The sequence below is a fragment of the Aquimarina sp. KJ22-3 genome, from assembly GCF_055808215.1.
In genome coordinates this window covers 481,858-508,746 of record NZ_CM147859.1, presented here as the reverse complement: position 1 = coordinate 508,746, position 26,889 = coordinate 481,858, and the positions used below count along the sequence as shown (strand labels likewise).

The following is a 26,889-nucleotide window of genomic DNA, read 5'->3' as shown; positions in this document are numbered from 1 at the left end:
CCTAATTATTTTTCATTTGGTATATGTTAGTGACCACAGTTTTTGACGATTAGAAATCTTTAATCTTCAAAAACGCTTTCATACAAATCGAAAAAACTCATGAAAATAATACTGCTTAAAACCTTCATATTATTTCTTGTAACGATATTTTGCTACGGATCTCCCGGAGATACGCTATCGGTGAAAAAAGTCAGTCAGCTAATTCAATAAATCCGAAAGAGTCTGTCACTTCATTCTTTCAATTTCCCGAGTTAGATAACAAATTCCCTTTCAACCATCAGATGCATAGGTATGATGACCTAAGAAAAGAGATTTACGAAATGCCCGACACGGTTAATGATGCTAAATCAGAAGCTATTGAGGGCTTTAGAGAAATTGATAGCACAGGAAAATGGATATCGTCATTTGGGACAGAAGATATCCAAGTATTACCTGTAGGAATTAAACATAAAATCAATGAAATAGAATATCAAATTGGTTTTATGAAAGCCAGTTTTACCAAAGATTATACTGAGTTATTGGTATTTGCCAAAGTTATTTTACCACAAACTGATAAGGACGGATTACCGGTAGAGCTGTTTTTTGGAGCAAACAATGTAAAGCTTTCGCATAAAGGAGGTATATACGAAGGTGGTGATCTCGTTTTATTGGGAGATATGTTTATCCCATTTGGAGCTGGTAACTGGCTATTAATGCTTAAAGGAGGTTTTGATTATGAAACCAGTGCCACTGAAAACCGAACTTATATCAAAATTAGTTGTGAAGGAGTTGAAGAAATGCAAATTGAGGGTGAAGTTCAATTTTCCAGAAATATAGTATTACCTCTAGACAAAAATGGGGATCTGGATACTAGAGAAACTATTCCATATGAAGGGGCGTTGAAAGAAATCATACAGGTTCCAAACAGAGTAAAAGGAGAATTTACAGCGCTGGCTACAGCTTGGAATGATTTTATTATTGAGGTCGACCTTACTCCATTCGTAATAGCCGATCAAACTGATAGATTTACTTTTTCTGCAAACAAAGCCATTTTAGATCTAAGTGATTTACGAACTGAGAATGTGGTCTTCCCCCAACAATATATAGATAACGGTTGGTTGATTAATAAAAATGTCTGGAAAGGGATATATGTAGAATCACTAGAAGTTGGACTGCCCAAAGCATTTAAAAGTAGAACAGAAGCAGGTAAAAAACGGGTATCTTTTGAAGCAGCAAATCTCTTGCTTGACAGTCATGGTGTTTCGGGACTCTTTTCTGTGAATAATCTTATCCCTTTAGATTCTGGAATTACATCTGAAACTGATGGATGGGCTTACTCTGTGGATAAAATGAGTATTGAGTTGGTATCAAATCAATTAACCGGGGCTGGATTCGAAGGACAATTAATTCTCCCTATTTCTGACAAGGAAACTAAAGAAATTCAGCAGGACAGTGCCCAGAATACTAAAATAGGACTAAAATATAAAGGTCTTATCTCTGAAGAAGAATTCATGATGTCTGTAACAACAGGGAAAACAATTGACTTTGATCTATTTAGTGCTAAAGCAGAATTACTAGAAGACTCAAGGATTGAATTAGCCGTTGTAGACGAAGAATTCAAACCTAAGGCTGTTTTAAATGGAAGAATGGCCATCTCTGCTAGCCAGAAAAAATCTTTAGCCGATGAGGGTAAAGAAATTGAAGGAAGTAACGATGTTGTGAAATTCAAAGGGATTGAATTTAGAGGATTAACATTACAAACCGAGACACCTCTAATTTCGGTTGATTATTTTGGATATAAGGACAAAGTAGAGCTAGCTGGTTTTCCTGTTTCTATTAGTGATATTGAATTGAGTGCAAACGACAGTAATGCACAGTTGGACTTTGACCTCATGATCAATCTAATGGGAGAATCCGATAAAGGTTTCTCTTCTTCAACACGTTTAGGAATCGTTGGAAAGAATGATAATTCAGAAGGAGTACAAAATTGGAAATACGACGGTATAACATATTCTGCCATTAAATTGGATGTTAATTTAGGTGCAGTAGCATTTGATGGCGAGCTATACATCAGAGATCAAGACAGTATTTATGGTAATGGTTTTTCGGGTGATGTAGAAGCTACATTTGGTGATATTGGTCCAATTCGATCCACTGCTGTTTTCGGGAAAAAAGAATTTAGGTATTGGTATGTAGATGGAGCAATTCACGGTTTTAAAATACCAGTTGTGGCTCCCTTCGAAATTAATGGTTTTGCAGGAGGAGCATTCTATCGAATGACTAGAGGAGCCGGCACAGAAAAAGTATTTGCACCTTCTGGATTATCGTATATCCCCAATGATACATCTGGGCTTGGTGTCAAGGCTATGACTTTTGGATCTATAGCTGATCCGGGAACAGTGTCTATAGCTGCAGGTTTCGAAATTGAGTTTAATAAAAGGGGCGGTGTAAATAGACTAGGTTTTTACGGAGAAGCCCAACTGATGGATGATTTTGATTTCCCTAATCCCATGAGGAAACTTCAAGATAATTTAGCCAAAATTGTTGATTATGAGGTTATAAATCAAATAGAAGATCATAAAGTCACCAAAACTTTTTTTGACAAAGCTACCGAAGAATATCCTTCGAATACCAAAATAAGTGATGGAGCTATCAGTGGTTATATAGGGATTGAATTTGATTTCGCAAATGACGCCTTCCATGCTGTAACCGACTTGTACGTTAATATAGGAGATGTGTTACAAGGGAGAGGAACAGATGGAAGAGCCGGATGGGGTGAAATATATGTTGATAAAGAAGATTGGTATCTGTACCTGGGGACCCCTAAAGATCGCATAGGGCTCAAAATGGGTATTGGTCCTATCTCTGTCAAGGTAGGAGGATATTTTATGACAGGATCTAAAATCCCGGGAAGCCCTCCTCCACCTGCAGTTGTAGCAGAAATTCTTGGTGTCGAAGCCAGTTCGTTGGATTATATGCGAGATGAAAATGCTTTAGGAAAAGGACGCGGCTTTGCCTTTGGTTCAGATTTACATGTGGATACCGGAGATATTAGATTCCTAATGTTTTATGCTCGCTTACGAGCCGGAATAGGCTTTGATTTGATGATGAAAAACTATGGCGAAGCGCGTTGTTCAAATACTGGAAAAAAAGTAGGGATCAATGGATGGTATACCAATGGTCAGGCCTATGCATATTTGCAAGGAGAACTAGGTATTCGAGTAAAACTATTTTTCAAAAAGAAGAAAGTTCGGATTTTTAAAGGAGGAACTGCTGTATTGATGCAAGCAAAACTGCCAAACCCATTCTGGATGCGAGGATATATGTCTGGAGATTTTGATGTTCTAGGAGGATTAGTCAGTGGCCGTTTTAGGTTTAGAGTGACTATAGGTAAAAAATGTGATTTTGAGGATGAATCACCTATTGATGGTATCAAAATGATCACCGATGTTTCTCCAACTAAGGATGAACAAGAAGTAGATGTATTTACCTCTCCACAAGCTACATTTGCATTAAAAGTAAATCAACCAATTGTAATTCCTGAAGATGATGGAGATAAGACTTATAAAGTAATCCTAGAAAAGTTTACGGTTACAAATGAAGCCCAAGAGAAAATCGGGGGTACTCTAGATTGGGGGGCAGGTAGCGATCGCGTTACTTTTATTCCAGAAGATATATTTCCTCCAAATACAAAGCTAAAAGCTACAGTAGAAGTAAGTTTCCAAGAAAAAATCGGAGGTGTTTTCAAGCCAATAATGGAGAATGGTAAAAAAGCTTTAGAAACAGAAGAGCGCAACTTTACAACGGGAACAGCTCCTGATCATATCCCTCTACATAATATTCAATATTCATATCCAGTTGTAGATCAAAAACATTTTTACAAAAATGAATATGGAAAAGCATATATAAAATTAAAACAAGGTCAAGATTATCTTTTTGAAAATGAAAAATGGAAGAGTACCGTAAAGCTCACAAATCAACAAGGTAAAACTTTAAAAACAGATCCGTCTTATAATAATGCCACTAATGAGTTATATTATGATTTACCCAATATTGACACAGATGAATTTTATGAAATAGTAGTTGTAAGTTCCTCTAAATCCAACGCTACCAGCAATCAAAATCAAACGGCTACAGAACAACAAAATTTTGAAGATGGGAACACTATAGAAATCCAAAGAAATACAGCTCAGAATGTTTTAAAAGAAGGTGAAATTGAACGATTGGCATATAGTTTTCAGTCCAGTAGCTACAGAACTTTTGCAGATAAGATAAAAGATATTGATATCGAGGAGAATAATTGGGGTAAAATCTCATCAAATGTAATTTTTCTCTCTTCCAAAATTAATCCGCACGAAGGGTTTGATCTTGTAGAACTAAAAGGGACTAAATATACAGAAAACAAAGCATTGGTAACTGTTGAATCGGATCTGAAGGATGTTTATTTTAAAGAGGATATTGATCCTATTTTATATCAAAAATTTCCGTTAGGCGGTAAATATAGCATTAACAGAAATCCTGAAATTTTAGGTTTTCGACCTAAGAGAGCATTACCCCTCCTAAGCAATTACGTAACTAGTCTAGAAAACAACACTAATATTAATTGGTTAACTACGCGATTCCCTTATCGCTATAATCTTCCTGACGCTTACTATCAAGATTATATAAGTATTCGAGATAGGGTTATTAACGATTACGCCAATGGGTTATTAAATAGTAATGCTCCAGAGCTTGCAATAATGACAGAGGATTACAAATTAATGTCCTTTGGCAAATATACTGTAAAGCTACAGTATATACTCCCCGGAGGCAGGTTAGGTAGTTCTTCAAATTATAAATTTAAAAATCCTCTTTCACTAAGACCGTAGAAAAATTAATAAAAATGTATCATATTAAAGGGGCTTTATCATCAAATTCATTAAAAAGATTTATCTGTCTTTTTATTCTGTTCGTAGTATCTCTTTCTGCATTCACTCAAGATGCGGATCAAGATCCAACGATACAGGTAATAGCTCGTGTTCAAAATAACAAGATTTTATTGAGATGGGCTCCTACATCACCTTCTGCTTGGATGAAAGCCAATACCTATGGATATCAGATTGAACGATATACTGTTTCAAGAAACGGAATATTAGTTTCGCCTCCTGAAAAAAATACTTACATCTGCCCCGTTAATTCCTGAGCCTTTAGAAGAATGGCAAACCCTAGCTGAAAACAACGACTATGCGGCAATTTTGGCACAGGCCTTATTTGGAGAAAATTTTGAGGTGGAAGGTATGGAAGATGAAGGCGCGATGGCTCAAATCATTAACAAATCCAAAGAAGCAGAACAACGATTTTCGTTTGCACTTTTTGCTGCCGATATGAATTTTGAAGGAGCAAAAATGGCAGCATTAGGTTATGAAGATAGATCAATCTCTGATAATGAAGAATATCTGTATAGAATATCCGCTGTTATACCAGAAAACTTGTTAAAAATACATTCGGGTTCGGTAGTTGTGAAATCTTTGCAGCCAGAACCCTTACCTGCCCCTATAGATCTTATAGCAATACCAGATGATAAAACGATCCTATTAACTTGGGAATACGAAATGTTCAAATCTTTATTTACAACGTATTATGTAGAAAAATCTGAAAATGGAATTGATTTTACTCAATTAGAAGACATTCCGCTGGTTAATCTAAGCAGAACATCTGAAAGTGAGAGACAAAGAATGCAATATGTTGATACTCTTTCTGTAAACAATAAAAAATATTACTACAGAGTGAAAGGTATTTCTCCTTTTGGAGAGGAGAGTTTACCCTCAGAGGTAGTTTCTGCAGAGGGAATCAAAAAATTGACTGCTATACCTCATATTGTAAACTATACATTAGAAGACACAAACACTGTACTGATCGAATGGGAGTTTCCAAAAGCAGTAGAAGGCGATATATTAAGGTTTGAATTGAATTGGTCTATGAATAAAAAAGGTCCTTATACAATTGTGGATAAGGACCTTTTGCCTAATTCCAGAAAAACCAGATATCAAAAACTAGCACCATCTAATTATTTTACGATTACTGCAATAGGAAAAAACAACCAAAAAAAGAATCCCTCTCAGCTTTTGTTCAAACTATAGATGAAACTCCTCCAACCCCCCAATAGGTCTTGAAGGAACAATAGATTCCTTAGGTATTGTTACGTTGCAATGGCAACCAAATATGGAGAAAGATATTTTGGGATATCGGATTTTTAGAGGGAATTTGGCAAACGAAGAGGTTTCGCAAATTACCATTGCTCCTGTAGAAAGAGCTGTTTTTCGGGATACTGTACAAATCAAATCCTTAAATCACGAGGTTTTTTATCAAGTTGTCGCGGTAGATAGACGTTTTAATATGTCTGACTATTCCGAAAAAATAAAACTTGAGAAACCAGATGTGATTCCTCCTTCTTCTCCAACATTTGTTGATTATAAAATAAATACTAATGGAATCTATTTAGAATGGATTAGAAGTAGTAGTTCAGACGTAGAATCACATCAATTATACAGGCAAAATACTGAAGAATCGGGAAAGGGATGGGAACTACTATTGACTACAAAAACTGAGACTTCTTTTACCGACACTAAACTTAAATCACATACAAAATATAGATATGCCATTTTCGCAAAAGATAATGGAGGTCTGATATCAGAAGCTTCAACACCAGTTACTGTAGTATATAAAAACACAGTCCCTGACATGATAAAAGGGTTTTCTGCTATTGCAGATAGAGCCAATAATAAAATCAATTTGAACTGGAGAAACATATCAAAAGATATTGCTCAGATTTTGATTTACAAATCAAAAAAGAAGAAGATCCAGTTTTATGGAAACAGGTTCTAGGATCAATCAATAAAATAGAAGATAGATCGGTTTCTCCGAATAACATTTATGTATATCATCTAAAGGCAATTACTACTAACGGTAGTCATTCAACTATAAAAACCAAGGAAATAGAATTTTAACTATGAAAGCGAATATGAAAAATGTAATCACGGTACTATTTGTTTTATTCTCCTGTATTGTTTTTGCACAACAAACTAGCATCAGAATTAGCGATTACCAATATAACTCCCAATTTAATAATGGTAGATGTAGTGAATACTTAAGGGTTACTGCTTACTTCAGTACGGGAGAGGCGCCAATAACATTTGTAAACAATACAACTGGTGATACCACTGCAGAGGATCAAGAATATCAATTGTCAGGAACAGTGGACAGATTAGTTGTTTCCGCTTATGCCAGAGATAGAAGAGGAAACTCTGGTTTTGGTTGTTTTATTGGCGATGAGATCATTAATGAAACCTATGAAATACCTATTGAGAATAATAATTGTCAAATTAGTAACATTGCCCATACCAATACTTACGGACAAGAAATAACGCAATCTTTTTCCTTCAATTATCAAGTTATTCTTGTACCCACTATTTCGTTAGATGGTGCATTTAATATTGATGATGATACCATAGGATATGAAGAATTATTATCCTTAAACGCTACAGAAGGTTTTGATGAGAATTCTCATCAATGGCAATATAGCCTAAATGACACAAATAATTGGAGCAACATTCCTAGATCTCCTAACCGGAATTTAAATATTAGATTGGTTGATTTTTTGGATCAGTCAGTTATTGGCGAAGAGGTCTCTTTCCGTTTATCATCCTGCAATGGAAACGGGACATCTAATATCATTAGAAAAAGAAGTAGAGAATACGGTCAGTTAACAAAAATCAATATCGATAACTACGATTATTACGCACGTTTTGATGACGGTAGATGTGAGGATGAAATTAGCCTAACTGCCTATTTCAGCGATGGTACTAGACAAAGATTCATAAGGCATAGAAATCAACGTACTGGACCCAGGGCTGATAGAGAATTTATACTAGAAGGGGTAGTTGAACGAATAGATGTATACATGTATGGTAAAGATAGAGTAAACTTCGGGATTTTTGGAGGAAGACGATGTGGTAGAGGAAGTTTGGGAGGAAGGGTTCGAAGAACTTACACTATAAACCTTAATGTGGATCCTTGCGATAGTGGTTCATTTTATAGAAGACAAAGTGATAGTAATGATTACATTGGAGGAAATGAAGTACGTCAAATACTTTCGTTTGACTATAAAATTACTCCACTACCGAAAATTTCAAGGCCTACAGAAAACAACATTATAGGATACGAAGATGAACTCTCGCTAATTGCAGAAGAGGGTTTTAATAATAGTGTATACAACTGGCAATACAGTTTTTTAGAAGGGACCCCTCCATTTAATTGGATTGATTTACCTGGTGCATCAAATTCTACTCGCCAAATCGTTTTGGCCGATTTATTTGATGAATCCATTATTGGTAGAGAAATTTTCTTTAGAACCTCTGCCTGTGATAATGTAGGAACTCAAAACCTTATAGGATACGAAGTTAGAAAATCAGCACCTCGAATTACTGAAATATCGACAACTCCGGTAAGCTGCTATGATACTGAGGACGGATCTCTAACGGTCACTTTTGACCGACCTCTCCAGAGTGGAGACTTATTTGGTTTTGCGATATCTGATTTATCCACTCCAGATGGAGCAGTTGTTGCCAATTTAAACAATATTGATGCTTTTGGAGAGAACAATGAGATAATAATAGATAATCTACCCCCAAGTACTACAGATTTTTCATTAGAAATGATTGGTGTAAATAATAATGAACCCTATTACACTGGTGGTCCAGATCGAACTGCAGTTTTTGCAATCGGCAGACCAGCTCCCGTTGCTTTTACGGAAGCCCCAGCGGATAATGCGGTGAATGTATTTTGTTTTGGAGGACAAGATGGTTCGATTACTATAAATGCTACAGGTGGTATTGGAGGCTACGAATACCTAATCAAAACAGAAAACGAGACTTGGGAGGAGAACCAATGGTTGCCTTTTTCGTCAGAGACATCCCATATTCTAGAAAATCTCTTCCCGGATACTTATGATATCAAGATACGTGATGGTAATGGATGCGTAGCAAAGAGGCAAGCAGTGATAGACGGAGAAATTGAACTCGGAGAAGAAATCGTACAACAAGTAGTAATAACTCAACCAGATGCTCCCTTATTTATTAGCACCGAAGTTTTAAATAATCCACTGGCATATAATTTTACAGATGGAAGAATTATTGCAACCATTACCGGGGGTACTTCTTTCGATAATAATTCTTATGAATTTGAATGGCGAGATCAAAATAATAATATTATAACAACTACAACTACCGTCTACAATGAAGGTCAGGGGTATTTGGTAACGCTACATAGCGTTGGAGAGGGAGAATATACACTCACAGCAAGAGATGCTAATTATGCTAGCGCAACCAACAAAGATGGTTGTACTATGACCAGTGAATCCGTTATTCTTACTCAACCTCCGCCTATAGAAATAAGCATTCAAACGACTCCTATTTCTTGTAATGCTACAAATGCTTACAGTAATAACATAGATACTAACTTTGACGGTACCCCCGATCAATTCCAAGATGGAGTATTAACGGCAACCGTTACTGGAGGAGTTCCTTTTGACATTGATAACCCAGACTATAGCGAACCAGTACCTACTAATCCCAATGGAGATTTACTCCCATATTTCTACCATTGGAGAATACAATTAAACGATGGGAGTTGGCAAGAGATATCTACGAACAACAATTATATTGATTTTTTAGATACAGCAACATACTACTCGCTCAATGTAACCGACAAAAACGGAATAACCTTAGGAACATATTCTACTCTGATAGAAGCAGATGGTTCTTTAAACTATCAAATTGTTCAACCCAATGATGTGACTTCATATCTGCCTCAACCAGAACAATTAACTGTAGATTTTCTCAAAAATGATGTTACCTGTTCTAGAGGAAACGATGCAACCCTGGAGGCTTTGGTAACCGGTGGTGTCCCGCCTTACTCCTACGAATGGAGTAACGGAGCAACTACGCAGAACATAGACGATCTGATAGCAGGAACTTATATTGTTTTCATTGTTGACGCTAACGGATGCCAGGTTGAAGGCACAATTACTGTTGAACAGCCCAATACAATTACCATTGAGCCTGTAGCTGTAGAATCTCCAACTTGTGCTGAAGGCAATGACGGTCAAATCGACCTAAACATCACAGGAGGTCAAGCACCGTATACCTATTTATGGAATACGGGAAGCACATCCAACAGTTTACAAAATTTATCAGCGGGCATCTATAGGATTGAAATCACAGATGCTACTGGATGCAAAGCATTTTATGAAACTACTCTAGAAAATCCGGAACCACTGCTTATAGATATGGTTGAACGCAGATCCTTATGCAATGATCAATCCTTAGAACTAGATATTAGCATTGATGATCCCAATGCAACTTATTCCTGGACCAGTACGAATGGTTTTACAAGCTCTGAAAGTATAGTAAATCTAACACAAACAGGGACCTATACCGCTACTGTCACTAATGGATCTGGGTGTATGGGAGTAGGACAAGTGAACGTAGAAACTTTTGACAGGCCGATCGATTCTAATTTTTACATCACTACACAAGCCTACACCAACGAAGACGTAATTCTAATTAATGTTAGTAATCCTATTGGTGAAACTGTTGACTGGAACGTTCCAGAAGGAGTAGAAATTATCTCACAATCAAATGAAGAATTAGTTGTAAGATTTGAGCAAGAAGGTGCATATGATATTAACATGAGATCTTACCAGGGAGATTGTTTTTTGGACTTCGAAAAAACCATTTTGGTACAACCCGCCATAGACGCCCCACAGGTTACAAATACAAATCAAAGAGGATTTATCGAAGAGTTTATTTTATATCCGAACCCAAGTGCAGGAGATTTCAATGCAAAAATCAGTTTGAAAGAAACTTCTAATATCAAGATAAAAATCATTGACCTTGTGTCTGGAGCTACTATGAACGAACGTAGTGAAAGTAATAATCAAGAATTTCTACTTGACTATTCTCTATCCATGTCCACAGGGGTTTACTTAATGCTTCTTGAAACTCCTTATGGTTCTGAAACTCGAAAATTAATCGTTCAATAGGAGCATATGAGAACAATCGCGTATATAACAATTTTGGTTCTTTTTTGGGGATGTGTAAAAGAGGAAGCTATTCCCGTTATAGTCGATTTTGATTTAGAAGTATTTAATGATGACTTTTCTGTTCCTGTACAAATAGTTTTTTTCAACAGAACTAATGGAGCAGAAAACTATAAGTGGAGATTTACAGGAGGATCTCCTTCAAGATCAATAAATCGGAATCCAGGAGTAATAGTATATGAAACTCCGGGTGTTTATGATATAGAATTAATAGGGACAAACCAAGACGGTTCTCGGGATGCCAAAATTATTGAAATAAGAATAGATGATCCGGTCGAGGTAGATTTTGAAATTCAAGAAACGACCGATAACTTTTCTCCTGCTTCCTATACGTTTGTGAACAGGTCTTCAGGCGCTACCTCATATTTATGGCTGTTTGAAGGAGGAACTCCTTCAGAATCCACAGAAAGGGATCCGGGAGAAGTAGTTTTTACAGAACCTGGCGAACATTCAATTACCTTAACTATAACCAATGGTAGAGAAACTTATGAACTTCAGAAAACAATTACAGTAGCTCCATTGTTATTTGCGGACTTTACCTATCAACCCGCTTTCGAAGATGATGATTATCAAGTCCCTGTTCAAATTCAGTTAGAAAATAATTCAATAAGTGCTACTTCATTTCAATGGAGTTTCAGCAATGCAACTCCTCAAACCTCTAATGATGAGAATCCTGAAGTAGTTTTTGACCAACCTGGTATACAGACAATAACACTAACAGCTTCGAACAGCAAAAACACCGAAGTAATAACAAAAACCATAGAAGTATTCCCCAATACCAACTTACGAGTGTTTAACGATGTTAGGCTTGGCATCAATACCGCTCATACATCAAATACTGTAGGAAGTTTTTTCAGCATCTCGAATCGACTTGTTTATACAAGCGACGAAATTACTAATGAACTTGAAAGAAGTATTGACTTGGTCTTCTTTGGATTGAATGAAGGATTTACAAGAAATAGATTCGTGAGTCCGGATCAGTTATCAGAAACCACATTTGAACCCTTTCAAAACGGTAAGCGTACAAGAGTGATTAACTTGCAAGAACTCTGTAATTGTACGGCATCACTTTCAGTAGAACAATTTGATGAAATACAAGACGACACTCAACTTAGAAATCTTGTAATCACCGAAACACCTGGTGGATTACAAAGTTTTGATAATCAAGAAGTCCCACGCATAGTTCTTTTTCAAACACAAGAAGGTAGAAAAGGCGCGATAAAAATAAAGCAATTCGTTCTGGATGGGCAAAATTCCTACATCGTTGTTGACATAAAAGTACAAAAGCAAGGTGTTTAGAACTGTAATCTAGAAAATAAAGTACATGGAGATGAGATCATACACAAATCAACTGCTATTTTTTTTACTCTGTATCCCTATTTGGATACATGCACAGGTGTTTCCTGTCCAAGTAAGCCCCCAGCTTATTCCTCCTTACAGCTTAAATCTTTCAGAGTATGCTACCTCTGGAAGTGAAAAGCTAATTCTTAATTTGTTGTTTACCGATATTAGCGAATCCAACGTACAAGTAAGGATAAAATTCTTCTTAGAAAACAACGCTGGACTTTCTGTTCAAAACAATGATGTTTTGGTAGGTGCAAATCCTATTTTCTTGGATGGAGGTGTTCCTCTGCGATTAACAAACTTAGATCTGCAAGCTAATTTTTCCTTTCAGAATCTTTTGGGAATATCTCCTCAACAATATGCTAATCCTCTACCAGAAGGCTTGTATCAATTCTGCTTTGAAGTATTTGATGTTTTTTCAGGAAGACGAATTTCTCGTAAAACTTGTGTACCAGTTTATCTGGTGTTAAATGATCCTCCTTTTCTGAACATTCCCAATCGAGGAGAACAAGTATTATATAAAGAACCACAAAATATTATTTTTCAATGGACACCCAGAAACCTTAATGCCACAAATGTTTCTTATGAATTTGCATTAGCAGAGTTATGGGATACCCAAATGGACCCACAGGCTGCCTTTCTTGCCAGCAGACCATTGTATCAAACCACTACCTTTGCAACCACTTTATTATATGGACCCGCAGAGCCTCCTTTGTTGCCAGACAAAATGTATGGTTGGAGAGTTAGAGCTATTGTCGATGACGGAATTAGCGAGACTTCTGTTTTTAAAAATGACGGATTTAGTGAGATTCATCACTTTCTATATACAAGGACCTGTGCAGAGCCTGCGGCAATTTTGGCAGAAGCAAAAAACCCAACAACCGAAAAAATATACTGGCAAGGTATTGACCATAAGTTATATGATATTCAGTATCGAAAAAAGAATGGAAATACCAGTACCTGGTTTAATGCTGGCACTCAGAATCAATACACTACCATTTATAATCTAGAGCCTGGTACTACGTATGAGTTAAGAGTTGGAGGTCAGTGCTTGCAAGATGGTCCATTCACCTACTCCCAGGTTTATGAATTTACTACTACCCTACCCGGTTCTGAAAATGAAACGGTATACAATTGCGGTATCACTCCCGAAATAGAAATCACAAATCAAGAATCTATTCAACAATTGGTGATTAATGAAACTTTTACAGCGGGAGATTTTCCTGTCACCATAAAAGCTATCACAGAAGGGAATACAACCTACACTACAACTATCCCTAAAGAGCCTAATGAAGATGAAAACCCAACAGAAATTGAAAATGAAAACCAAGGGTTAGCACAAGAAAAAACATTTTCGGGGTGGGGATATATCGTAGTACCATACTTAAACGACACGAGAATTAAAGTAAGTTTCAATAACATAAAAATCAATACAGATTATCAACTGATCGATGGTAAAGTAGAAACTGACTATGATCAAAAATGGGGAGGTTTGGCCTCTGTAAATGAAATATTAGATGTTTTTGAGGGAGATAATGATTTACGTAATATCAATCTTGATTATGATATTACCATAGAACATATAAGTATTGCAGACGATGGTAGTATTGTGATTACTAACCCTACCAGTGGTGCAACTATAGAATATCCTGGAGGAGATGATGTGACCATTATGGATACTAATCCCGATGGCTCCAGAGATATTTTTCATGTAGATGCTGACGGAAATATTAGGGAAGGTGGGCAAATGGCCCCAGGTGGTCCAATAAACACTCAAAATACTGATGGTGTAAATAGTAGCGGCGAAGTTACTGAACTCACCGCTCAAGGCATTAAAGTAGAATTCTTGGAGTACAATGATTACTCCTTTGGATTTGATAAAATACCAACTGGTCAGGAATCTAAGCTAGGGAACTATTACAAGCAGATTAAAGATGCTCAAGGAAATGCCTACAATATTATCAATAAATCCGTGGGAAATGGAGATACCGATATCATACGCGCAAAAGTAACCATTACTGATCCTAATCTTAAGATTAGTGATTTGGTAATAAAAACCGTCCATGGAGAAAAGATAGATTATGAAATCTATCAAGATAATATCATCACACTTCAACTAAAGGGATACTACACTTTTGAGCATGAAAATATTTATGCTACGATACAGCCACAAAACAACAATGATCAACAGAAAATTGCAGGAGTATTCTCGCAGTGGCACTTAGCTAATAAAAATGTTAATGTCACTGTTATACCCGTTAACGGAGCTAACTTGCCTGCCTCAGATGTTTTGGGGTCGCAACTCAACAAAATATTTAAACAAGCTTCGGTTACGTTTAACCTTAATATTGCCGGAAACATAAATATTGATAAAACTGAGATTGGTGTTGGCGAAACTGGAAATCTTTCTAATTATACAAGCGATCAGAAAACACTTATCAATCAATTTAAAGCAAGTCGCCTCGTAGATCGCAAATCGTATTATGTTTTTGTTTTTGGTGATGACGTACGTCCTAGTCGATCTAGCGTTGCTGGATTTATGCCGCTAAAACGACAATTTGGTTTCGTATTTTCTAGCAACCTCTCCCAACAAGAAGAAGGAAAATCTTCATTGGCAGGAACGTTGGGGCATGAATTAGGGCATGGTGCATTTGCATTACAACACCCTTTTAAAAAATTAGGTACTACCCCGGGAGGTACCGATTGGTTAATGGATTACGGAAGTGGATTAAGACTTTCGCATTTTGATTGGTCACAAATCCATAATCCTGAATTTCGACTGTACTTATTTCAAGATGAAGAAGATGCTGCTTTGACGGTTTCAGTACTAGCTCCAAACGGATATCCTATCACCTATCAAGGAGAGGGTGGTATTGTTTTTACAGAAGAAATTCCAACCTATAGTAATGGAGCCGCTTTTGCCATTTTTGAAAATGATAGATTGTACACTTGGGATCCAGGCAGAGGAGATTATTTTTTCGAAGATATTAGAAACTCTAATATAGTTGAAGCATCAAATACTGGAATTATACAATTGTATTGGCATAAAGGTAGTTGCGAGGATAATGAAATTTATCAGGCTTCATTCACAAACATTAGGCAAAACTATTTAAACAATAACCAGATTCAACTAAACTTGAATGTTTCAAAAAACAGCTTACCCCAAGGAATATCCTTTGTAGGTAAAGCCGGTTGTTCAGCTGATGACTGCGGTAATATTGCGATACCCGAGGTGTTTTTGTTAAAAGATCTGGCCAAGGAGATTAGCATTTCTAAAAATATGGAGTTGGTCTCAAATCTTGATATGATAGAATATATTAATAATCTCAATCAATGCGCATTAAAAGAATTGACCTACGAAGAAGTATCTAAATTACTTACCATCGCTATGCTACAAATTGATTTTGGTACACCGCAGCAAACAGAAAGGGCTATTATGAAATTAATGCAATTAATCCCTTTGGATCAAGAGAGGGTTTTAATGCGTCAACTTCTAGAAATTAATAATGGTTTACCTATTGGTAATACGATTGCAAGAACTGTCAATGAGAGGTTCCCCGAAATTTCAGAAAATAAAGATGGTGTTTTTATCTATCGTTTATCAGAAATGATTTCTTCTTTGTCGAACGATGAAAAGTGGAAAATATTCAATCTAATTATAAAATTTAAATTCGATGCACTAGAAGGAATTGTTCTAGAATCTTTAAATAATGGTTTGACTTCTTTAAGTGAACAGACTGATTATCAAAAGGCACAAATCCCCGGCGTTTTAAGTTTGTTTGTGGAGATGCTAAAAGATACAAACATAACCTCAGCTATTAATGATTTTAAGTTGGTTTATGATATTGCAGAGTTAAAACTTCAACATCGAGAACAGTTTATTGCATTTACAATTTCGGATCATTTGATTCTTGATTTTAATCACAATCACCCTAGACAAACTCCTATTACCTCCAATACTCCAATGAAAAGAGTATTCCAAATAACACCCAGGCAATTCTCCTGGATAGTACCGATTTTTAATACCAGGCAAGCCCAGAACCGATTTGTACTTGAAGGTGGTCAGTATAGAATTGTCGATAATTATCTCGAAGAATATGTGCATTGGTATCAATACTTAAGAGATAATAATTGGGATAAGATCAATTTTGAAAGAAATCCCACAGATTTTTTAAAAGCTTTCTATGATGAATTTATTGAGTATCTGGAATTAAGTAACGAAAACAATGCTGCCTTTTGGAATAGAATAGGCACCGTGACTTGCGACAATATTGCAGAGGTAATCCGCCATATTAATGAAAAAGAAAATGCAGAAACACTTAGGAACTTGAATTTGGAAACCAGGGCTTCATTTTTAGAAAGTTTCTTTGATCCAGATTGCAGTTATACTTCAACAATTGCTACTGACAACCAATCTCATACTATACCAGCATCTGTAAGTAGTGTTACTAAAGTACTTAATAGTTATACCAAAAATGATAGATCTGTTTTGAGTACTATTGAAACCATAGGTTTGAAAAATATTGAAAGAAGGTTTTCCTTTGATCGTGACTTTAATATGTTCTGTCTTTGGTTAGGTACACAGATTATGGTTACAGGCCAAGGAAATATTGTACAACTACCTAGTGGAGCTTTTGACATTAAAGATATTCCCTCGATTGATCCTTCCCAAATGCTTCAATTGGAAGCCGATATTTTTCAATTTGAAAATTTTAGCGCTCAACTCGAACAAAATCAAGTAGTTGTTTCTGAGATGATCGATCACGGTGGTAGATCTAGAGTACCACAAATAAGAAAAGGTGTTTATAATTATGATGATCTGGTGTTAGTTTATGTAAGTGGTAGTTTTAACTTTTTAGGCCAACCCCTCAAAAAAGGAGAGGTTTTGTTGCTTCCAGCCATTCAGGCTTACGCCATGAGCGAAACCAATCAAACCACAGTTGGATGGAACACATTTATGTTGGCTCTTGATGTAGCATCTGTGGTTGTTCCTGTTGTTGGTGGTACCGTAAAAATATTTCGTTTATCCGGGCACTATGCGGCCAAAACTATACTGGCCAGTGATATTGCTGCTTCAAGTGCAAGTGCAGTAGTTACTGCCTTAAATGCAGATGCTATAGATCCGGATTTACGTTTCAAAATTCAAATGACTGCTCTGGTCACTTCATTACCCGCATTTTTTGTCAATGCTCCTAATCGTGCAGATCTAGATGCATTAAGGCGAGATTTGGATAATGAAATAAATGGTCTGGATATACCTCCTAGCATGAAGACTGATTTACAAAGTTCTTACGGAGGTGGCAGAGTAATTAATCAAACACCTGCACAGAAAATGCGCAATAGCTTACCTACTGATGAACTAAGAAGAATTTTTGATGAAGATTTTCAGAATATCAATCGATTAGATGATTTAGGAGATGAATTCTTTGAAGGCTGGTTAAAGTTTAGAACAAATAATCCAACCCAAGGCCGTTGCAATTAAAATAAACCAATTATGTGGAATAAAATAAAAATATACAGTGCTCTATTTCTAGTCCTGTTTAGTATCAATACAAATCTTGGTCAGGATAGTTGTTGGTTTTCTGATCTAGCAACGATCTTACAAGCTCCAGGAAATCCCGAATTCAAAAGGTTTATTGGCAGTCATGAAGATGGCTTTATGAAGTTTAGAGCCTTGCATGAAGTGGTAGGGTCAACAACCGCTCGTACTAACAATAATGTCCTCAGATTTTATGCTAATGTCGCCGACGAGGTAAGGGACAAAATGATAAACTTTACCCATCGTCAGGTCGTAGATTTTGCCAATGATTTTGGGTATACTTCAAATAGTACTGTAAGAAATCTAGATGCACAGTTCGTCGATAGTTGGAGAGTATTGGACGAAGCTGGAGTTGATGAGGCTGTAAGAGGAAATATTAATGAGATACAACTTGTTTCTAGGCACTATGATGAAATTATTAATTATCGCGGAGGTTATAATGCATGGAAAAGTGATAATCTTACAGATTCCTTCTTTAGAAATGTTGATGAATTTGCATCTACAATTAACGGAGGAGCTAGTCAAGACGTCTTAAATAGAGCCTTTGACCTGTATAAACAACGTAATTGGATTGAGTTAGAAAACCTATTTAATAGGTATGGTTTAAATGATAGTTGGCCTCCAGCTAGAGGTGGATTCAATATTGTTGATAATGTAAGGATAAGGAAGAATCAAAAGTTTGATCGCTATGGAGGGGGACGTGGTTTTGACAGTAACGGCAATCCAATCTTAACGGGTGAATTTACGAGTCCAATAATTAACAATAGCCCTTATAGTTTTCCTCAAAGAGCTTTACGAGATGAACAAAGTAAATATGATTATTATTATGAAATAGAGGTCCTTAGAGATTTACCTTTCGGTTCTCAAAATGCCGATGTAATTCCATGGTTTGGCCAACCTGGTCTAGGACGACAAGCAATGTGGAAAATACCAATTGATCCTAACACAGGATATCCAAAGACCTGGAACAGATTGGCGGAAGAAGGATATGTTAAAATAACCATCATAAGTTCTCCTAGCGGAAAATTTTCGGATAAAGTTGGTAATGTAATACAAGACTAGTTATGAAAAGAATAGAAGAAAAAATACACTCAATTAAACCGGTATCTTACGGAAAAGATAAATTTATAAATACAGAATTAGAGCCTAGTGCAAAAACATTTTACGTCTGCAGAAATTGCAAAACTGAAAATGAAATAGAAATTGAACCTTATAAAACTGGATTTCCTTTCTTTGAAGTTTACAGAAATAAATTGATTGACGAATCGATAATATTGGATTCTGGCATGGCATCTAAATCAATAAGGCAATCAGAATACCTAGGAGAATATTTAGTCCTTAATTTACCTACACTTTACTTCAAAACTTCTTGTAAAAATTGTAATAGTGATCATATGGTTGTTTTTGGTTGTGGAGAAAGTCAACCCGGTAAACAAATCTGTAAAATTTCGGGGGTATGGAATATACCAGAAACTACTAAATTACTTTAGTTCTTCGATTCCGCAAACCATTCTTTTATCATTTAGGAAAGTATAATTGTTACCTTTTGCAAAAGCTAGTATACATACTGTTGCTCTTATCCACTATTACCCATGCACAATCGCTGGACTATGAAACTATAACCAATAGTAAACCTTTTAAACTAAGTGGTCAAATCTCTGCCAGTGGTGTATACTATAATTCAAACCTTAATCAAAGTAGAGAACCTTATACTTACTTTTTGCAAGGAGTTTTGAATGTAAATATTTATAGTTTTTCAATACCTATCTCGTATAGCTTTTCCAACCAAGGAGAAAATCTGGGCTATCAATTACCCTTTGATTTTAATCGTTTGAGCCTTCATCCAAAATACAAGTGGATTACCGGCCATATTGGTAATGTAAACATGACTTTCTCTCCTTACACTCTTAATGGACATCAATTTACAGGAGGTGGTATTGATCTCGCCCCATCAAGCCCTCTTAAAATTAGTGCCATGTCTGGGCGTTTACTTAGAGCCACAGAAGATGATGAAGACACTCGAACTATTCCTGCTTTTAATCGAATGGGGTATGGTATCAAAGCACAGTATCAAAAGGAAAGATATACCCTAGGGGTTATTGGCTTTTATGCAAAAGACGATATCAACTCTTTAACCACAATTCCAGAAGAGAAAGGAGTACTACCTCAAGAAAATCTCGTGGTAAGTATAGAAGGTACCGCCAAATTAGGGAATAACTTTGATATTCAAGCCGAGTATGCCACCACAGCAATAACAAAAGACACAAGAGCAGAAAAAATCAATCCCTCTAGGGTGTCCCCTATTGCCCTTTTTTTAACAACCGGGCTTCAACAGAATATTATAGCGCTCTCAAAACCCGATTAGGGTACGTTGTAGGTAAAGTAAATTTGGGGTTAGGATACGAACGTATAGACCCAGGTTATGAAACCCTAGGAGCTTATTTTTTTAACAATGATTTTGAAAATATAACCTTGGATGTGACTAATACTTTTTTCAAAAACAAATTAACATTAGCATTAAACATTGGTTATCAAAGAGATGATTTAGATAATCTAAAAGCTAATAATACGAATCGGACGGTTGGGTCCTTGAATGCAAGTCTGGCGCTATCAAAAAGATTAAACATTACCGGAGCCTATTCAAATTTTAGCACCTTCACAAACATTAAACCCAACCAGTTTGATGAAATTAATGATAGTGATATTTTTGATGAACAAGTAGAGGATTTAGATTATCGACAATTATCCCAGACCGCAACGCTAACCGTAAACTATTTACTTTCAGACAAAAAAACAGCTCGGCAAAATCTAGTCACAAACTATTCTCTTAATGATGTTTTTAATGAACAAGGAGGAATCGTTCGATTAGGCGACGCTTCTACTTTTCATAATATGAACATTGCTCATACTATAAATTTTTCAGAAAGAAACCTATCTATAAATACTTCGATCAACGGTACATACAATACTATTGGGAGAGAAGAGTCTACGACATGGGGACCAACCCTGGGTATTGGAAAACGTTACCTAGAAAAAACATTAAACACAAGATTGTCTGCAAGTTACAATAGCACAAAAAGCAGAACTTCAAGTACAAATATTGTAAACCTGAGAGCTACGATCAGCTATATCCTAAAAGAAAAACATAATTTTAGCCTTAATGCTATACAGCTCTTTAGACAAAGTAATACGACAGATAACCTAAGTGAGCTTACCGCAACCTTTTCTTATAACTATGCATTTGGCCTAAAAAAACCTAAACTTAATTTCAAAAAGAAAACTAAAGCCCCAAAAGAAGAAAACGACACTATTAAAATTCAATATAGAAAATACAGATATGAGAATATCCCTAAGGCAATTACTCCAAAACTGATCATTTTACCAGAAAAAGAAGGTTTTGCCCATCTTGTTACCGATAAAAAAAGTAAGCTATCCAAACTTACAGATCAATTAATCGAAACGCAGGAAAAAGATAAAAAAGTATATAAAGAAATAGCGCTCACCTATCTTAAATCGTTGAATGAGTACTTTGATTTTATATCATTTTACGACGAAAAAATGTATGAAGCATATCTGAAGTTAATAAAAGAGGCCAGAGAAATAGATCGCCAAATTCGTGATGAATATACAGTGCTAACAGGTAAAATTAATAGTGCTGAAGAGGAAAACACAGAGGATCTTGAACGTCAAAAAATACTAGAAAAACGATATAAAGCTCATTCGAAGTTGTTAAAATCATTACTAAAATGGAATCTAAAACCGGAAGACATTGAAAATCCAAATGATGATATTCGTTCTTTTAAAAAACAACATGCTTCAAAGGTTTTTGAGATGTATCAAAATCAGGCATCTGAAAAAACAATTATTGACTACATAGAAATAAGGTTGGCCGATTTATTTCATAAAGTACTGGACGAATAAATAGGGCTTGGGAACCTATTTTTATAAAATCTTATCAAAGTTTTCATGTTGCATACCTACTTTACTCCTTATCTCATCAAATAATCATTAATCCATCACTAAAATCAATTTTGTAGGGATGTTTGTAGGGGTAATTTATTAGCTAAATGAGTTTCCTACTACTAATTTTACCCTCCCAAATCTATAACTGCATACTACATGAACCGCTCATACCGAATCGGCGCCTTTGATCGCCATCGTCATTACTTTTTATCAAAAAATAGCATTAAAAAACTAGGGTATTCAGGTTTATACCTGTATCAGTTATGCATACTTGAATAAAATAGCCACAAATACACCAAAAAATAGTATTAGCCGATGAGACCATTTTTACTTCTTTTCATTTTATTTTTCAGTACCTATTTAACTGCCCAACAAGCCTATTTGGTAAAAGACGTCAATACGGATTCAAGCTTTGGAGCAGATGTCGAAAATTTAATCGAATTTAACGGAAAACTCATTTTTAGTGCCGAAAATGATGAGTATGGTGATGAATTATGGGAAACAGATGGCACACCAGAGGGAACAAAACTATTAGTAGATATAGACGCGGGAAGATTTGGTTCTACTCCGCGATACTTAACCATTCTGAATAACAAATTATATTTTCGGGCGGATGATAATGCTACCGGTCAAGAATTGTGGGTGACCGATGGTACCGCTGAAGGTACTGAACGCATTACCGACATCAATCCAGGTCCAAACGATTCTGGAATTAATAACATCACTGTTTTTAATGGAAAACTATATTTTCAAGCCGATGATGGTGTACATGGAAGAGAATTATGGGTGAGTGATGGTAGTACAGCTGGAACTTACATGGTAAAAGATATCAATGCAGGGAGTGATGCTTACCCGAATAATTTTACAGAATATAATGGAAAACTATATTTTTCTGCGAGTCAGGGAACATTAGGAACAGAATTATGGGTAACAGACGGTACCGAAGCAGGAACTCAATTGGTAAAGGACATCGATCCAACTATGTATTACTCTGGAAATCCAAGGAATTTAACGGTCTATAATGGGAAACTGTATTTTTCCGCTTCTGGTGGTGGTTACAATGATGAACTATGGGAAAGTGATGGTACTGAGGTGGGAACACAACTAGCTGTGGAAATTAACCCTACAGGAAATTCAGATTTATCCGAAATAACTGTTTTTAATAATAAATTATACTTTCAAGCCAATAATGGACTTACTGGTCGAGAGCTTTTCGAATCGGATGGTACATCTGCGGGAACAAAATTAGTAAAGGATTTTAACCCGTCGGGAAATTCTTATTTTGATGAGTTTACCATTTATCAAGGTAACCTATATTTTTCAGCCTATACCAATGCAGAGGGAAGTGAGTTATGGGTCACCGACGGTACCGAAGCTGGTACACAACTGGTAAAAGATATTTACGTAGGATCCAATAGCTCTTCTATTCGACATATGACAGTATTCGACAATAAATTATTCTTTTCGGCTTCAGATCAAAATAGCAGTAATCAATTGTGGAGCAGTGACGGCACCGAAGTCAGAACACAGCAATTTTATAACATTGAACAAGGCACTACCTCATCCAATGCGAGACATTTTATAGACTATAATAACGAAGTATATTTTCAAGCCAGAGATAATATCTATGGTAATGAACTATGGAAAAGTGATGGCACTGAAGCGGGAACAGTACTCGTAAAAGATATTTGGTCCGGTAGCAGTGGAAATGTTTCAGAAATGCTAGGTGTAATAAATGGCAAACTGTATTTTGAAGCCAGTGATGGAGTTACAGGAAGTGAACTTTGGGAAACAGATGGTACCGAAGCTGGAACACATTTAGTCAAGGATATCAGCCCAGGGAACTCAAGTTCTTATCCAGATGACGGAGTGGTTTTGAATAATAAACTGTATTTTGAGGCGAATGATCCCATTAGCGGATATGAACTTTGGGTGACCGATGGTACCCAAGCTGGGACACAGTTAGTAAAAGATATTCAACCAGGAACAAGTAGCAGCTATCCCAAAGAGCTGATAGCATTTAATAATAAAATTTATTTTACTGCAAATGACGGGGTTCATGGAAATGAACTGTGGGAAAGTGATGGTACCGAAGCAGGAACCCAACTAGCCATCGATATTATACCGGGAAATTCTGGTTCTAATCCAAGAGAATTTGCGGTTCATAATAACAAACTATACTTTCAGGCTAATGATAATGTTCATGGTGGAGAATTATGGGTGACCGATGGTACCCAAGCTGGGACTCAAATGGTAAAGGATATTAACCCATCAACTTCTTGGTCCTCTCCGCAATGGTTGGTAAGTTATAATGGTAAATTATATTTTAAAGCTAATGATGGGATTCATGGGGCGGAGTTATGGGAAAGTGATGGTACCGAAGCCGGGACTCAATTAGTCATCGACATACAAGAAGGAGGTTTTGGTGGTGTTAGTGAACTTACTGTATTACAAGATCATCTATATTTCCGTGCAAATGATGGTATATGGGGATCAGAATTATGGGTTACCGATGGTACTATAGAAGGTACCCGTCTTGCAGCAGATATGCGTCCTGGTTCAGGAGGATCTTCACTAGATGATATGGTAGTGTCTAATGGAAAATTGTTCTTCAATGCAGATGACGGAAAATATGGAGAGGAAATTTGGGCCTACGAACCTTTTGATTGTAGTGTAATTACTTCAAACAAACTGTATGTAACCTCAACAGGATCAGCAAACAACTACGGAAATTCCTGGGCAGAAGCTACCTCATTACAACATGCTTTACAATTGGCTAATGAATGTTCAAGTATAGAAGAAATATGGGTGCAACAAGGAACCTACCAACCAGGGGTGAATAGATATGATCATTTTTCTATTCGAGATAACATCAAAATATACGGAGGGTTTGACGGGACAGAAACTATCCTTACCGAAAGAGATTGGGTAAACAATACTACCATTTTAAGCGGAGATATTGGTGTTCCTAATAGTATCCTAGGAAATTCAAACACCATATTGTATCTGCTCAATACCGACAATGCACTAATCGATGGATTTATTATTGAAAATGGATATGCAGAATACAACTCTAATTCTAATGTTTTCCAAGATTCAAAAGGTGGAGGGATCTTTCTAAAAAATACCAATAATAATAGTTTTGTCAATTGTATAATCAGAAACAATCGCGCTGAGGATGGTGGAGCTGTCTATCAATTTTCTGGAAACAACAATCAGTTTACAAATTGTTTGTTCTACGGAAATGAAGGTAAAATCACCAATGTTTTTTATGCAGAAGAGGGGATTATGAACTTCGTGGGCTGTACTGTGGTCAACAATAGTGTTCAGGACCCATTATATGGAATTTTTGGAAATCACGCCGGAAATATTTCTTTAGAAAACACTGTAGTAACAGGAAATCATGATCTAAACCATAACACCACAAGAACAAGTACAGGAACCTTGAATGCCACCTACAGCTATTTGAAAGGAGAAAACCCAACCGGAACCGGAAATATTGATGGAACCACAATTACAGATGTTCTCTTCAAAGATGCTGCAAATAACGATTTTACATTACAAGGAAATTCTGTACTGGTAGACGCTGGAAACAATTTAGCAAATACCCTATCAATCGATCTAGGAGGAAATGATCGTATCATTGATGGAGATGTAAATACCACAGCTACCATCGATATTGGAGCTTACGAATTCAGAAAATCAGAACAAGTCATCAATTTTAATGCTTTGCCAAATGTAACGTATGGGGATGCAGATTTTAATTTAGCCGCAACAAGCGATTCTGGATTAGATATTACGTATTCAAGTTCTGATACTTCGGTAGCTACGATCTCAGGAAATACAGTAACGATCATTGGAGTAGGAACAACTACTATTACTGCCAGTCAAGCTGGAAATGTAGCATACCTTCCTGCGTTGGAGGTTTTTCAACCTTTAACTGTAATCCCTAGACCGATCACCCTAACTACAGATGCTGGTCAGAGCAAAGTATTTGGCGAAACTGACCCTCTACTAACATATAGTATCACTGCCGGAAATATAGTTACTGGCGATGTTCTTAACGGAAGCTTAGAAAGAACAGCTGGAGAAAATGCAGGACGCTACCCTATCAACCAGGGAACATTAGAAAATAGTAATTACGACATTACTTTTGTATCTGCTGATTTTGAAATTACCAAAGTAGATCAAATCATTACCTTTAATCCGTTGACTGATGTAACCTATGGAGACCAGGATTTCGAAGTAAATGCTACCATCAATTCTGGATTAGCAATTGCCTATAGGAGTTCTAACACCTCGGTTGCAACCATTTCAGGAAATCTCATAACCATTGTTGGAGCAGGAAGTACAACGATCACGGCGAGCCAAGCTGGTGATAGAAACTATAATGCTGCTGCTTCGGTATTTCAGACGTTGACTGTGTTTTCAAGACCCATAACGGTAACCGCAGATGCAGGTCAGAGCAAAGTATCTGGCACAGCTGATCCGGTACTCACCTACAGCATAACCACAGGAAATCTAGTTGCAGATGATATCCTGAACGGAAGTTTGGAAAGAACTCCGGGTGAAGATGCAGGACGTTACGCCATCAACCAGGGAACATTAGATAATGCTAATTACGACATTACTTTTGTATCCAACGATTTTGAAATCACTAAAGCAATTGTGGTAGCTCCAAGCCTTGGATTGGTTACGCTATACCCTAACCCCGCTGTAGATCAAATTCAAATTGCTGAAATCCCACAAAACAATCGCCTATCGATTTATAATGTGAACGGAAGATTGGTAAAAAGAATAGTGAATTATTCTGAAGAAGATGTTATAGACATAGCTACATTGCCTTCTGGAATATATATGCTAGAAATCTCATTTTTCGATTTTGGGAATAATCCTATCATCAAGAAGTTTATCAAAAATTAGGAGT

General features: G+C 36.4%; 12 protein-coding genes. All 12 read left to right on the top strand.

From position 1 onward, the window contains the following. Positions 1–281: 281 nt before the first annotated feature. The 12 genes from AC0L3Q_RS02245 (at position 282) to AC0L3Q_RS02190 (ending at position 26,885) form a co-directional block, all read left to right on the top strand. On the top strand, positions 282–4,847 hold the full coding sequence (locus tag AC0L3Q_RS02245; RefSeq protein WP_473284740.1) for a hypothetical protein: 4,566 nt from the start codon (positions 282–284) through the stop codon (positions 4,845–4,847). Between the two features lie 14 nt (positions 4,848–4,861). Continuing rightward, positions 4,862–5,161 (top strand): hypothetical protein, encoded by a 300-nt coding sequence (locus AC0L3Q_RS02240; protein ID WP_473284738.1) that lies wholly within the window; start codon positions 4,862–4,864, stop codon positions 5,159–5,161. A 52-nt stretch (positions 5,162–5,213) separates the two neighbouring features. Next, complete coding sequence (locus AC0L3Q_RS02235; protein ID WP_473284736.1) at positions 5,214–6,098, top strand: fibronectin type III domain-containing protein; 885 nt, start codon at positions 5,214–5,216, stop codon at positions 6,096–6,098. A gap of 82 nt (positions 6,099–6,180) precedes the next feature. Next, the gene (locus AC0L3Q_RS02230) at positions 6,181–6,843 is read left to right on the top strand and encodes a fibronectin type III domain-containing protein (protein ID WP_473284734.1); all 663 of its coding nucleotides are present in this window, start codon (positions 6,181–6,183) and stop codon (positions 6,841–6,843) included. Between the two features lie 136 nt (positions 6,844–6,979). After that, a complete protein-coding gene (locus AC0L3Q_RS02225; RefSeq protein ID WP_473284732.1) occupies positions 6,980–11,059 on the top strand; it encodes a T9SS type A sorting domain-containing protein in 4,080 nt (1,359 codons plus the stop codon). Between the two features lie 6 nt (positions 11,060–11,065). Beyond that, positions 11,066–12,415 carry a PKD domain-containing protein gene (locus tag AC0L3Q_RS02220; RefSeq protein WP_473284730.1) on the top strand — a complete coding sequence of 450 codons (1,350 nt, stop codon included), beginning with the start codon at positions 11,066–11,068 and terminating at the stop codon, positions 12,413–12,415. Between the two features lie 31 nt (positions 12,416–12,446). Further along, entirely contained in the window at positions 12,447–17,942 is a 5,496-nt protein-coding gene (locus tag AC0L3Q_RS02215) for a fibronectin type III domain-containing protein (RefSeq protein ID WP_473284729.1), read from the top strand. A 12-nt stretch (positions 17,943–17,954) separates the two neighbouring features. Further along, a complete protein-coding gene (locus AC0L3Q_RS02210; RefSeq protein WP_473284727.1) occupies positions 17,955–19,061 on the top strand; it encodes a glycohydrolase toxin TNT-related protein in 1,107 nt (368 codons plus the stop codon). Positions 19,062–19,063: 2 nt separating this feature from the next. Further along, positions 19,064–19,489: a hypothetical protein gene (locus AC0L3Q_RS02205; protein ID WP_473284725.1), complete on the top strand. Its 426-nt coding sequence runs from the start codon at positions 19,064–19,066 to the stop codon at positions 19,487–19,489. Positions 19,490–19,545: 56 nt separating this feature from the next. After that, complete coding sequence (locus AC0L3Q_RS02200) at positions 19,546–20,364, top strand: hypothetical protein (RefSeq protein ID WP_473284723.1); 819 nt, start codon at positions 19,546–19,548, stop codon at positions 20,362–20,364. Between the two features lie 23 nt (positions 20,365–20,387). After that, a complete protein-coding gene (locus AC0L3Q_RS02195) occupies positions 20,388–21,920 on the top strand; it encodes a hypothetical protein (protein WP_473284721.1) in 1,533 nt (510 codons plus the stop codon). A gap of 357 nt (positions 21,921–22,277) precedes the next feature. Beyond that, positions 22,278–26,885: an ELWxxDGT repeat protein gene (locus AC0L3Q_RS02190; RefSeq protein WP_473284719.1), complete on the top strand. Its 4,608-nt coding sequence runs from the start codon at positions 22,278–22,280 to the stop codon at positions 26,883–26,885. Positions 26,886–26,889 lie beyond the last annotated feature (4 nt).